The sequence below is a fragment of the Asticcacaulis sp. genome (assembly GCF_051956075.1).
In the GTDB taxonomy this organism is placed as follows: domain Bacteria; phylum Pseudomonadota; class Alphaproteobacteria; order Caulobacterales; family Caulobacteraceae; genus Asticcacaulis.
On sequence record NZ_JBQCGA010000010.1, the window covers coordinates 42,274 to 53,036 of the forward strand.

Here is a 10,763-nt window from a genome sequence, read left to right on the forward strand (position 1 = left end):
GCCGATATAGGGAAGCTTTGCGGATGCCGCCCGCTAAACATAAAAAAGTGGTAAGTAGGAATCAGGCCGCTGTCCAGCCGCCGTCAATGCTGAGGGGGGCGCCGTTGATCGACTTGCCCGCGTCGGAGGCCAGGAAGACGGCGAGGGCGGCGATGTCCTCGACCGTGACGAACTCCTTGGTCGGTTGCGCGGCCAGAATCACGTCCCTGATCACCTGTTCGCGCGTCATATTGCGCGCCTTCATGGTGTCGGGAATCTGCTTATCGACCAGAGGCGTATGCACATAGCCGGGGCAGATGGCGTTGCAGGTGACGCCGTGCTCGGCGCCTTCCAGCGCGATGGTGCGGGTGAAGCCCAAAAGCCCGTGCTTGGCCGAGACATAGGCCGATTTGAACGGCGAGGCGACCAGGGCGTGCGCCGAGGCGATATTGATGATCCGGCCCCACTTTTTCGCCTTCATCGCCGCGAAGCTCAGGCGCACTGTGTGGAAGCTGGCGGTCAGGTTGAGCGCGATGATCGCGTCCCACTTCTCCGGCGGAAAGTCCTCGACCGGCGCGACGTGCTGGATGCCTGCATTGTTGACGAGGACATCGACGCCGCCCAGGGCCTCGCACGCCTTGATCATGGCTTCGATCTCGGCGGGTTTGGTCAGGTCGGCGCCGCTGTAAAGCGCTTTGACGCCGTAATCCTTTTCAAGACCCGCGCGCTCGGCCTCGATGGCGTCGGCGTCGCCGAAGCCGTTGATTAAGATGTTCGCGCCTTGCGCGGCCATCGCCTTGGCGACGCCGAGGCCGATGCCGCTGGTCGAACCGGTGATCAGCGCCGTCTTTCCTGACAAGCTCATGGTAAAATTCCTGATATGTAAGACGTTTCGGGGAGGGAGAAACGGGTAGGCTTTAGTCCTTTAGTCCTTGGGCGTATCGCCGCCGGTCGGATGGGCGTGGCGCGCGGCGATGTTCAGCGCCTGCTGGCCGCATTGCTCGACGAAATGCATGGTGGCGGCGGTGCGGTCCTGACCGTATTTCAGGCAGGTCTCGGCCCAGCGCTTTTGCAGGTCCGCCAGGGCGACCGCGTCCTGCGTCGTCGCGGCGGCGTTCATCAGGTCGAGCGCCTCGCGCGTGAACTTGCCGGTGTCTTCGGCGTAACGATGCGAACTGGTCGAGATCATTTCGATCAGATTGATCAGGCTGCGCGCCGCCAACTGGCTTTGCGCCTCCATCAGCTTCAGGCCGCTTTCAAACGGGGAGGGTGATGACGTCATGCGATGCCTCCGCAGGTTACCGCAGACCCTAGCCGGTCAGCCTGTCGAAACTATGGCCGAAACGTCGCCGCCGCAATGCAAAAACGCTTAATTGATGATAATGGAGCCCAGCAGCACCTTGGCGCCCGTAACGCCCAGAATCCGGTCGGTCGCGGCCTGCAACTGCGCAGCGACATAGCCGGTGTCCACCAGCGAAGTTCGGTTCAGATTGCCGGCATAGCCCTGCAAAACCGTGACATAAGCGTCCTGCAGGCGCGGGACATAGAGTTTGATCTGCGCGACCAGTTTCGGATTGTCGCTGTAAAGACCCATATCGACGCTCATCACGCCGTGCCGCAGGCGTCCGGCGTCGGTGAAGACGGTGATGGTCGGAAACTGGGTGTACCCCACGCCGCCGCCCTTCTTCTTGGCTTCTGACGCCAGGGCGGACCCGGCGGGCGCAAGACTGGCGGCGAGACCCAGTGCGGACGCCAGGCGAAATGCGTGAAAAAAGAGGCTGCGACGATTCATAAGCTCATTCTGGCTGATGGGACGTTAAGGCGGCGTTTATAATGGAAAACGGAAAATTAACTACAAAAATCAGTTACTTGATCAACAACACATTAAGGGGTTGCGGTTAGGCTGGACCGGCCAGTCATGGGGGTTGGCGTCGTTTTTCTTTTCGCATCTGATGACCGTGTTGTCGACTCCGCTCCAGCGCCTGCGGCGCAAACTCGATCCAGCCATCGTGCCGGTCCTGGTCGTTGAGGATCACGACGCGTCGCGCCGTCTGGTCATGGAGCTGCTGCGCGCCTCCGGTTTCAACAATCTCTATTTCGCCCGCGACGCTGAACAGGCGATTGAGATGATCGCCGCGCATCCGCCCGATCTGATGATTCTGGATTGGAACCTGCCCGGCATGTCGGGCGTCGAACTGACGGAAAGCATACGTCACGCCGCCCTGACCGGCGATCCGCGTTTCCCCAATCCGCAGACGCCCATCGTCATGCTGACGGCGCGGCAGCGTGCGCGCGACGTCGATCAGGCGCGTCTGGCCGGAGTGGATGAATTCGTCGTCAAGCCGTTTTCGACCGCCTCCCTCTTACGCGCCGTGGTCAGCGCTTTAACGCGCCGCCGCCGTTTCATCGCCGCAGAGACCTATGCCGGTCCCGATCGCCGTCGGCGCAAGGCGGCGTCGCACCCCGGCCTGGGGCGCCGCGCCGGCGACATTCCGGTCAGCGGCAAACCGCATACGGATGCGCGCGCGACGGCGACCGATGAGGTCAAACGCCTGCGCGAACGGTTGGGCGATAAGGGCGCTCTGGACCGCAAGGCGGTCAATACGGCGGTGACGCGCCTGATCGCCAGTCAGACAGCGGCCCACGATCTACGCATGCGGCTGATCGAGCGGGCGGCGGCGTCGCTGAATCAGTATGTGCGCCTGTTCGGCCAGAAGGCCGAGCCCGATGTGCTGGACGTGCATTTCGACGCCCTGATCCAGCGTGGCGACATGCCGCCCGATGCGCAGGCTGAGGCGCTTGAGATCGTCCATCATCTCGATACGCTGGTGGCGCGCCGCAGCGTCCAGAAGCGGGCGCGCGCCTGATGGCGGGGGATTTTGACAGGACCGGCGGCGCCAGCGCCCGCGACGTGCGCAATCTGGGTCATTTAAGCGCCACCGCCTCGACCTCGCGCGTGCTGAACCTGTCGCTGGTCCACCTGACCAGCGGACTGGACAAGGACTATCTCACTAAGCCGTTCTTCCGCGACACGCAGATGAACAAGGCGATCCTGATCAAGCACACCCTGCGCGCCAATGAACGCGACCTGTTCCTGCGTCAGCGCCGCACCGCCACCAAGGTCGTGCTGCCGTTCGATCCGAACGATCTGAAGCTGGGCGGCCAGTCGGTTCTGGTCGGGCAGAACGGCTTCGATCTGTTCTGTCGTTCGCATTTCCGCACCGATGACGCCTCCGGTCATCCTGACGTGCAGGTGCTGCGTTTGCTCGACGCCCTGCCGTCGCTCGATCCCTTCCTGGTGCGCGAACATTTATCGCGCCACGGCTTCAAACCGGCGGCCTGTTATCTGAAGATTTCGCCCTATGACGTGCAGCGCATGGTCGGCTTCGCCAATAGCGAGATCGAACAACTGGTGCGCGTCGCCTTTTCCGACGTTATGGGCGGCGAGGCGGCGGGCAAGCTGACGGGCAAGATCCTGTCGAACGAACTGGACGCCGAACTGCGTCCGTTGATGACCACGCTGAACATGAGCGAGGCGGAGTTTTCCGACGGCATCTTTTCCTGGCGCGGTTTTCTCTATTTCAAATGGCGTCAGACCGGCCTGCGCGAGGAGATGCGGCGCGTGCTGGAGGCCCTGTCGAATTATCAGCCGTCAGGCGGCTGCGACGAAGCCCTGCGCGACTATTTCCGCGAGGCGCGTCCGCGTCTGGCCAAACGCATCATTGAGGCGGTCGCCCATACCGGGCGCGTGCTCGCCATCTATGACGAAGCCTATCACGCCCTGATCCGTGGCCGCGATCCGGGCCCGTTCCGCCGCTTTCTGCTCGATGGGCCGAATCTGTTTTACGAACTGGGCGAGTGCATCGGCATTCTCAGCCATATCAGTTCCTTCTGGGATTATCGCGTCACGCAGGCGCAGAACGGCCAGGGCCAGAACCTCGGCCTGAGCGCGATCGACTATGGCGACATCCTGATGGATTTTGAGGACGCTCTGGCGCTGGTCGCCCGTTATAATGAAGGCCGCGCGGCATGAAGCATACCCAGCCGATCCCCGCCGTCACGGCCCTGACCAATGACAGCGACTTTATCTCGGTGCGCGAGATCCGCAATCTCGGCCACTTAAGCCGCACCTGGGCCAGTTCGCGCGTGCTCAACCTGGCTAAGCTCTATATCGCGTTTCACGAAAACCCGAATTATCGCGACAAGCCTTTGTTCGAGAATTCCGGCTTGAATCGCGCCCTGATCCTCAAGCACACGCTGCGGCTGGATGAGCGCCACCTGTTTCCGGGCGGACGCCAGACCGTGACCAAGGTTATCCTGCCCTACGATCCCTATGATCTGCGTCTGGGCGGGCGCTCCTTCTTCTTCCGTCAGAGCCGTTACGAAGAACTGATGCGGTCCTATCTCGGCATCGAGGACGTCGGGCGCAACCGCGACGCCAAGGTCTTGAGCTGCATCGACAACCTGCCCTCGCTCGATCCGTTCCTGCTGCGCGAACACCTCAACAAGGCCGGGTTTCAGCCGTCGGGCGTCTATTTTCAGATCTCCGCCTCCGACCTGAAGTCGATGGCCGCCTTTACGGCGCAGGAAATCGAGAACCTCGTCAATGTCGCCTTCGGGCAAAAGCGTGGCAAGGGCGCGGCCAAGCTGGGCAACCGCATCCTGTCCGACGAACTGCACAAGGATCTCGATCCTTTGCGCGAAACCCTGCGCATGGACGATGAGGCGTTTCAGGAAGGCATTATGTGCTGGCGCGGCTTCCTCTATTACAAATGGCGGCATCGCGAATTGCAGGCCGGGGTGCGCGAGGTGCTGAGCGGTCTGGGCGCCGTCAGGCCGCGCGCCAAGAGCAGCGACGCCACCGGCCTTTATCTGCAAAAGGCCGTGCCGCGCGTCGCCCGCGCCATCGCCGCCGTGCTGAACGATGCGCGCATCACCCTTGGCGAATATGACGAGGTCTATAAGGCGCTGGCCAATCGCCGCGACCCGGAGCCGTTTCGCCGGTTTCTACGCTACGGCTCTACCCTGTTTGTAGAACTGGGCGAGAAGATCGGCACGCTGGACCATATTGTCTCCTTCTGGCGCTTCCGCATGGCGCGCACCCTGCGCAAGGGCGCGCGCGCCCTGCACGACATCGAATATGCCGACATCCTGATGGATTTCGAGGCCGGGCTGATCCAGTCGCTGCAAAAGGGCCGCCAGCCCTGAGCAGCTTATTTATCCATCAGCTTTTCGGACAGGTAGGTGAATTCCAGCGCATAGCGGCGGGCGCGTTCCTGTAAATTCGCCGCCGCGGCATGGCCGCCTTCGGTGTTTTCATAATAGTAGAAGGGCAGGCCCATATCCTCGAATAGGGCGGCCATCTTGCGCGCATGCACGGGGCCGACGCGATCGTCCTTGGTCGAGGTCTCGAAGAAGGGCTCAGGATAGGCGACGCCCGCCTTGACATTGTGATAGGGCGAAATCGAGCGCAGGAAGGCGCCTTCGACCGGATCATCGGGATTGCCGTATTCGCCCTCCCACGACGCGCCCGCCGCCATGTGGTTGAAATTGACCATGTCGAGCAGCGGCACCTGGATCACCACCGCATTCCACAGGTCGGGCCGCTCGGTCAGTTGCACGCCCATCAACAGCCCGCCGTTCGAGCCGCCCATAATGCCAAGGTGCGGCGTCGAAGTGATCTTTTTGGCGATCAGGTCTTCGGCGACCGCCTGGAAGTCGTCATAGATGCGCTGGCGGTGGGTTTTCAGGCCCGCCTCATGCCATTTCGGCCCGAACTCGCCGCCGCCGCGGATATTGGCCAGCACATAGGCGCCGCCCTTTTCCAGCCACAGCTTGCCGATCGAGGCCGAATAGGACGGCTGCATCGACACCTCAAAACCGCCATAGGCGTAGAGCAGGGTCGGGGTCGAGCCGTCCAGCTTGATGTCCTTGCGCGCTACAAGGAAGTAGGGCACCTGCGTGCCGTCCTTCGAGGTCGCCCAGAACTGCTGCACCTGCAAGCCCTTGGCGTCGAAGCGTTCGGGGCTGGATTTGATCTTTTCGATTTTACCCGTGGCGGCGTCGGCGCGATAGAGGGTCGAAGGCTCCAAAAAGCCTTCGGAAAAGACGAACAGGTGGTCGCTTTCGTCATCGGTCGAACTGACCGACAGGGTCGAATTTTCCGGCAGGTCGAGCTTAAACGACGACCAGCCTTTCGGGCTGAAATCGAAGCTGCGCACCTCGCCGGTTACATTGGACAGGATGGACAGGATGAGGCGGTTCTTCGTCTGGCTGACGCTTTCGACCGACTGGTGTTCATTGGGCATGAACAGCACCGTCGGCTCGACATGGACCGGATCGGCCAGGGCGCTCTTCAGGTCGAAGGCGATGATGGCGCCGTTGTGGAATACCGTCCCCTTGGCCGAGGTCCAGTCGGACTTGAGCTGATAGACGGCCTGCCCCTTATAATAGGCGTCGAAGCTGGCCGTGGTCGGGAAGGGCAGGACGACCTTTTGGCCATTGGGATAAAAGGCCTGCTCGGTATTGAAAAAGTCGAGGCCGCGATAGGAGGTGTCCATCACATACTGGCCGTCGATATCGCGCAGCACATTGCGACCGGCGGAGACGTCGGCCTTGTCGCCGCGGAAGATCTCGACCGCCTGATCGAGGCTCTGGCCGCGCTTCAGCGCCTTGGTGATATAGGCATAGCCCGACGCGGTCACATCGCCCGGCGTCCATTCGCGCGTGACATAGATCGTGTCGGCGTCGCGCCAGGTCGCTGACTGCTTGCCTTCGGGCAAGGTAAAGCCGTCCTTGACGAATTCGCGTTTGGCGATGTCGAATTCGCGCACCACATCGGCGTCCTTGCCGCCGTCGGACAGGCTGACCAGACAGCGATTATAGGCGGGCGGCAGGCAATCGGCGCCATGGAACACCCAGGTCTTGCCCTCGGCCTTGGACAGGGCGTCGAGATCGAGGATGGTCTCCCATTTCGGCTGGCCGGACTTATACGAGTCCCACGTCGTGCGCCGCCACAGGCCCTGAACATGGGTTCCGTCCTGCCAGAAATTGTCGATCATGCCGCCATGCGCAAAACCCGGTGAGGCGATGCGGTCGCTGGCTTGCAGGATTTTCAGCATCTCGGCCTGGGCGGGCGCGAAACGCGGGTCTTTTTCCAGCGCATCGAAGGTCGCCTGATTGTGCGCCTTGACCCAGGCCAGCGCCTTGTCGCCTTCGACATCGTCGAGATAGTCGCGCGGATCGGGCGCGTCTTTTGCGGCTATATTGGGATTGGAGGCGACCTGTTTGGCCACCGTGGTCATCTGAGTCTGAGCAAAGGAGGGCATAGCCGCCACCGTAGCCAGCGCCGTGGCCATCATCAAGTTGTTCAGAAATACGCCGCGCATGTTCGCCCCGCCTTAGCGTTATAAGATACGGTTGAAACTAAACGGTTTGCAGGCGCTGACAAGGGCGTGCGGATTACAAAATCGTCATGTTGGCGCGAGGTTCATAAAAGTACTTTACATTTTAAAGTTCTTTCTATATTCAGAATCCATCATCATCTGTCGCTGGAAAGGCGCACCTCATGTCCACCTTGCAAAACGAACTCGACTATCTGAAGGGCCTGGCCGAATCCGGCGCGCGCGGGCCTTTGCGCAACGGTTCGACCCTGTTCTGGGCCGGTCTGCTGTACGGCCTGGCCTCTATCGGACAGTACGCCATGATGCGCGGCTGGCTGCCCGCATCGGGGCTCATGAGCCTGTTCATCTGGTTCGGCGCCAGCCTGCTGTTCGCGGTGATCGCGACCGTACTGCGCATCAACTGCCCGCCTTCGACCGGCGGCAAGACCAACCGCTATGCCTATTCGGCCTGGGCGGCGATCGGCATCGCCATTGTCGCCTTCATCGCCTGCGTGGCGATCATCGCCTACCGCATGCACGACTTCGAACCCATGTCCTATCTGCTGGCCCCGGCCATTCTGATCTTCTACGGCATAGGCTGGGCGGTCAGCGCGCTGGTTTCGGGCAAGGGATGGCTGCGTCTGGTCAGTTTCGGCAGCTTCCTTGGCGCGCTGGGTCTGGCGGTTTTGGCGGGAGCGCCTGAGCAGCTTCTGGCCTATGCGGCGGCCCTGTTCGTGCTGGCCATGTTGCCGGGTCTGGCCCTGATGCGCGAGGCGCGCCAAAATGGATGACGATTTCTCCATCGAGGCGCTCGACGATGTGATCCACGGACGGTTAAGGCTGGGCGTCATGGCCTTCCTGTCCACCGCCGAGGCTGCTGATTTCACCACCTTGAAGGCGCGGCTCAACGCCACGGACGGCAATCTGTCGGTGCAGTTGCGCAAGCTGGAGGAGGCCGATTACGTCACGATCGACAAGGCCTTTGTCGGCAAAAAGCCTCAGACCACGGTGCGTTTGACCGATAGGGGTCGCGCCGCCTGGCTCGGCTATCTGGAGGCCATGCGTAAACTGGTGGCGCCGGAATAGACCTTGTGGCCTCACAACAAAGATATTTGCATTTGAAACCATATCGGCGCATCCTGATGAAAAAGCAGGAGCGCCCTTATGCAAACTATGGATGAGGTCAAACACGGCATTGTCGGCGGCTATGTGCCGGAGCGGCCGGACTGGATCGTGCCGCAGAACTGGGACGCCTACACGCCCGAAGAGCATGGCGTCTGGAAGACCCTGTTCGAGCGCCAGATCAAGCTGGTTCCGGGCCGCGCCTCGCAGCACTATCTCAACGGCATGAACGATCTGCCGATCGGACCGGATGCGATCCCCAACTTTGACGACCTGTCCGAGGCCCTGATGCGACGCACCGGCTGGCAGGTGGTGGCGGTGCCGGGCATGGTGCCGAACGACGTCTTTTTCGATCATCTGGCCCATCGCCGCTTCCCGGCGGGGCAATTTATCCGCACGCCCCGCCAGCTCGATTACCTTCAGGAGCCGGACGTTTTTCATGACATTTTCGGCCATGTGCCGATGATGATGAACCCTGTCATGGCCGACTTCATGCAGGCCTATGGCGAGGGCGGCCTGCGCGCCATGAAGCTGGGCGTGCTGGACCGCATGGCGCGGCTCTACTGGTACACGACCGAGTTCGGCCTGATCGAGGAGGGCGACGATATCCGCATCTTCGGGGCGGGGATTCTGTCCTCCTTCACCGAGACGCGCTTTGCGCTGGAAAGCCCGTCGCCGAACCGCATCGGCTTCGACCTCAGGCGCGTCATGCGCACCCATTACCGCATCGACGAATTTCAGGAAAACTACTTCGTCCTGCCATCGCTCGATACGTTGTTCGATCTGGTCCATACCGACTTCGCGCCGATCTATGCCGAACTGGCCGCGCAGGACGACATCCAGCCGCCGGCGATCCTGCCTGAGGACAAGGTGTTTACCCGCGGGACGGGCGCGTATCACCGCGCCTTGTCGGCATAAAGGACGTCAATCCGCCGCGCAGACATCCAGGCCCTGCCGGTCCACGACGCGGGCGCGGGACTGGATGCGGCCGGAGCGTTTGCCGCCCCTGGCCTTCCATGACAGAGGTTTGGGCAGAATAGCGGCCAGTTTCGCGGCCTCGGCGGGGCTGAGCGTCTTTGCCGAATGGCCAAACCAGTATTGCGACCCGGCCTCGGCGCCATAGACGCCCGGCCCCATCTCGATCGAGTTGAGATAGACCTCCATAATGCGGTCCTTGGACCACATATGCTCGATCAGGAAGGTGTACCAGACCTCGAAACCCTTGCGCACCCAGGAGCGGCTCGGCCACAGAAAAACGTTTTTCGCCGTCTGCTGCGAAATGGTAGATGCGCCGCGCTTTTTCTTATGCGTGGCGTTATAGGCTTCGGCCTTCCTGATCGCGTCATAGTCGAAACCGTCATGGGTGCAGAATTTCGCATCCTCGGAAGCGATGACGGCGGCCTTCAGATTGTCGGAAATCTGCGACGCCGGAACCCAGCGGTGATCGAGCCCATTGCCCTGCGCCAGCCGCTCGACCATCAGGATCGTGACCGGCACGGGCGCGAAGCGGTGGATCGCCACCGACAGGGTCGAAAAGACGAAGAAGCCGAGAACGCAGAGGCCAAGAAAGCGGAACGGACGGAATTTTTTACGCATGACGGGTTTCGGTTGCGGGGCGGCGTCGTACATGACCTCCTCGCTGAGGCCCGGTATGGCGTCTTCGGGTTGTTCTGACATCCGCCCCCCCCAGCCGTGATCTTAGCCTTGCGCCTCGAAAATATACACCGAACCGTCCTCGTCGCCAATCAGCAGACGGTTGGCCTCGTTCGACAGGGCAAGCGCCGTGATCGGCGATCCCTTTTCGGCCTTGACCCAGTCGATGCCGGTCGATTGCAGCTCGGCCAGCCAGACGCGCCCGTCCTCGGTCCCGGCGGCCAGCAGCGTGTCCTGGGCCGCGCCCGCCACGACCGAAACGAGGGTCGATTCCTGCGGATTGATCTCGGAGGCTTCCTCGCCCATCGGACCCGTCGGTTTCAGAAACGGCCAGACCACCGCCCCCATTGCCCCCGCCGTCGCCAGCAGCTTGCCCTTGGCGAAGAAGCTCATGGACTTGATCTTGGCCGGATAGCCGCCCATGCGCATATCCTTGGAATCCCTAACGCGCCAGCCGTGCAGGGCGTTTTCCTGCATGGCGGTCAGCACATAGTCGCCCGACGGCGCGATGGCGATCTTGGTGTGCGACCCCGCCCAGGTGAGCATCTGCGGCTTTTGGCCCGCAATGCGCGCAAACCAGACCGCCACGCCATTATAGGTGGCGCAATAGAGCTTGCGGCCCTTGGG

12 protein-coding genes are annotated in these 10,763 nt (G+C 61.8%); 6 read left to right on the forward strand and 6 right to left on the reverse strand.

The genetic code is table 11. The features are described 5' to 3' along the window. Nucleotides 1-61: 61 nt before the first annotated feature. The 3 genes from ACTHLA_RS03095 to ACTHLA_RS03105 all read right to left on the reverse strand — a co-directional run bounded on the left by ACTHLA_RS03095 (nt 62) and on the right by ACTHLA_RS03105 (nt 1,771). Nucleotides 62-844 carry a 3-hydroxybutyrate dehydrogenase gene (locus tag ACTHLA_RS03095; protein WP_440185356.1) on the reverse strand — a complete coding sequence of 261 codons (783 nt, stop codon included), beginning with the start codon at nt 842-844 and terminating at the stop codon, nt 62-64. A 60-nt stretch (nt 845-904) separates the two neighbouring features. Next, nucleotides 905-1,261 carry a phasin gene (locus tag ACTHLA_RS03100; protein ID WP_440185358.1) on the reverse strand — a complete coding sequence of 119 codons (357 nt, stop codon included), beginning with the start codon at nt 1,259-1,261 and terminating at the stop codon, nt 905-907. A gap of 87 nt (nt 1,262-1,348) precedes the next feature. Further along, complete coding sequence (locus ACTHLA_RS03105) at nt 1,349-1,771, reverse strand: Tat pathway signal protein (protein WP_440185361.1); 423 nt, start codon at nt 1,769-1,771, stop codon at nt 1,349-1,351. 160 nt (nt 1,772-1,931) lie between these two features. Here ACTHLA_RS03105 and ACTHLA_RS03110 point away from each other — a divergent pair, with 160 nt between their 5' ends. The 3 genes from ACTHLA_RS03110 to ACTHLA_RS03120 are packed head-to-tail and all read left to right on the forward strand — an operon-like array spanning nt 1,932 to nt 5,187. Beyond that, nucleotides 1,932-2,846 (forward strand): response regulator, encoded by a 915-nt coding sequence (locus ACTHLA_RS03110; RefSeq protein WP_440185363.1) that lies wholly within the window; start codon nt 1,932-1,934, stop codon nt 2,844-2,846. Beyond that, a complete protein-coding gene (locus ACTHLA_RS03115; RefSeq protein WP_440185366.1) occupies nt 2,846-4,012 on the forward strand; it encodes a hypothetical protein in 1,167 nt (388 codons plus the stop codon). Before ACTHLA_RS03110 ends, ACTHLA_RS03115 begins: the two co-directional genes overlap by 1 nt. Next, nucleotides 4,009-5,187, forward strand: a complete 1,179-nt coding sequence (locus ACTHLA_RS03120) for a hypothetical protein (RefSeq protein ID WP_440185368.1) — start codon at nt 4,009-4,011, stop codon at nt 5,185-5,187. Before ACTHLA_RS03115 ends, ACTHLA_RS03120 begins: the two co-directional genes overlap by 4 nt. Before the next feature lie 5 nt (nt 5,188-5,192). Here ACTHLA_RS03120 and ACTHLA_RS03125 read toward each other — a convergent pair whose 3' ends face one another. After that, nucleotides 5,193-7,367, reverse strand: coding sequence for a prolyl oligopeptidase family serine peptidase (locus ACTHLA_RS03125; protein WP_440185371.1), 2,175 nt, complete (start codon nt 7,365-7,367; stop codon nt 5,193-5,195). Between the two features lie 179 nt (nt 7,368-7,546). On the opposite strand from ACTHLA_RS03125, the gene ACTHLA_RS03130 reads away from it, so the two are divergent. From ACTHLA_RS03130 to phhA, 3 genes are all read left to right on the forward strand, one after another. Beyond that, nucleotides 7,547-8,152, forward strand: coding sequence for a hypothetical protein (locus ACTHLA_RS03130; RefSeq protein WP_440185373.1), 606 nt, complete (start codon nt 7,547-7,549; stop codon nt 8,150-8,152). Next, nucleotides 8,145-8,447, forward strand: a complete 303-nt coding sequence (locus tag ACTHLA_RS03135; RefSeq protein ID WP_440185376.1) for a winged helix-turn-helix domain-containing protein — start codon at nt 8,145-8,147, stop codon at nt 8,445-8,447. Before ACTHLA_RS03130 ends, ACTHLA_RS03135 begins: the two co-directional genes overlap by 8 nt. 87 nt (nt 8,448-8,534) lie before the next feature. Beyond that, the gene (gene phhA / locus ACTHLA_RS03140) at nt 8,535-9,401 is read left to right on the forward strand and encodes a phenylalanine 4-monooxygenase (RefSeq protein WP_440185384.1); all 867 of its coding nucleotides are present in this window, start codon (nt 8,535-8,537) and stop codon (nt 9,399-9,401) included. Between the two features lie 6 nt (nt 9,402-9,407). Here phhA and mtgA read toward each other — a convergent pair whose 3' ends face one another. Both mtgA and ACTHLA_RS03150 read right to left on the reverse strand, forming a co-directional pair. Then, nucleotides 9,408-10,160, reverse strand: coding sequence for a monofunctional biosynthetic peptidoglycan transglycosylase (gene mtgA, locus ACTHLA_RS03145; RefSeq protein ID WP_440185379.1), 753 nt, complete (start codon nt 10,158-10,160; stop codon nt 9,408-9,410). A 21-nt stretch (nt 10,161-10,181) separates the two neighbouring features. Further along, a partial coding sequence (locus tag ACTHLA_RS03150) for a WD40 repeat domain-containing protein (protein WP_440185381.1) occupies nt 10,182-10,763 on the reverse strand: 582 nt, incomplete at its 5' end.

What these genes read in the sequence shown, in the direction of transcription:
- ACTHLA_RS03100 (WP_440185358.1), bottom strand. Translation starts at nt 1,261, where the DNA reads ATGACGTCATCACCCTCCCCGTTTGAAAGCGGCCTGAAGCTGATGGAG.
- ACTHLA_RS03130 (WP_440185373.1), top strand. Translation starts at nt 7,547, where the DNA reads ATGTCCACCTTGCAAAACGAACTCGACTATCTGAAGGGCCTGGCCGAA.
- ACTHLA_RS03110 (WP_440185363.1), top strand. Translation starts at nt 1,932, where the DNA reads ATGACCGTGTTGTCGACTCCGCTCCAGCGCCTGCGGCGCAAACTCGAT.
- phhA (WP_440185384.1), top strand. Translation starts at nt 8,535, where the DNA reads ATGGATGAGGTCAAACACGGCATTGTCGGCGGCTATGTGCCGGAGCGG.
- ACTHLA_RS03135 (WP_440185376.1), top strand. Translation starts at nt 8,145, where the DNA reads ATGGATGACGATTTCTCCATCGAGGCGCTCGACGATGTGATCCACGGA.
- mtgA (WP_440185379.1), bottom strand. Translation starts at nt 10,160, where the DNA reads ATGTCAGAACAACCCGAAGACGCCATACCGGGCCTCAGCGAGGAGGTC.
- ACTHLA_RS03105 (WP_440185361.1), bottom strand. Translation starts at nt 1,771, where the DNA reads ATGAATCGTCGCAGCCTCTTTTTTCACGCATTTCGCCTGGCGTCCGCA.
- ACTHLA_RS03120 (WP_440185368.1), top strand. Translation starts at nt 4,009, where the DNA reads ATGAAGCATACCCAGCCGATCCCCGCCGTCACGGCCCTGACCAATGAC.
- ACTHLA_RS03095 (WP_440185356.1), bottom strand. Translation starts at nt 844, where the DNA reads ATGAGCTTGTCAGGAAAGACGGCGCTGATCACCGGTTCGACCAGCGGC.
- ACTHLA_RS03125 (WP_440185371.1), bottom strand. Translation starts at nt 7,367, where the DNA reads ATGCGCGGCGTATTTCTGAACAACTTGATGATGGCCACGGCGCTGGCT.
- ACTHLA_RS03115 (WP_440185366.1), top strand. Translation starts at nt 2,846, where the DNA reads ATGGCGGGGGATTTTGACAGGACCGGCGGCGCCAGCGCCCGCGACGTG.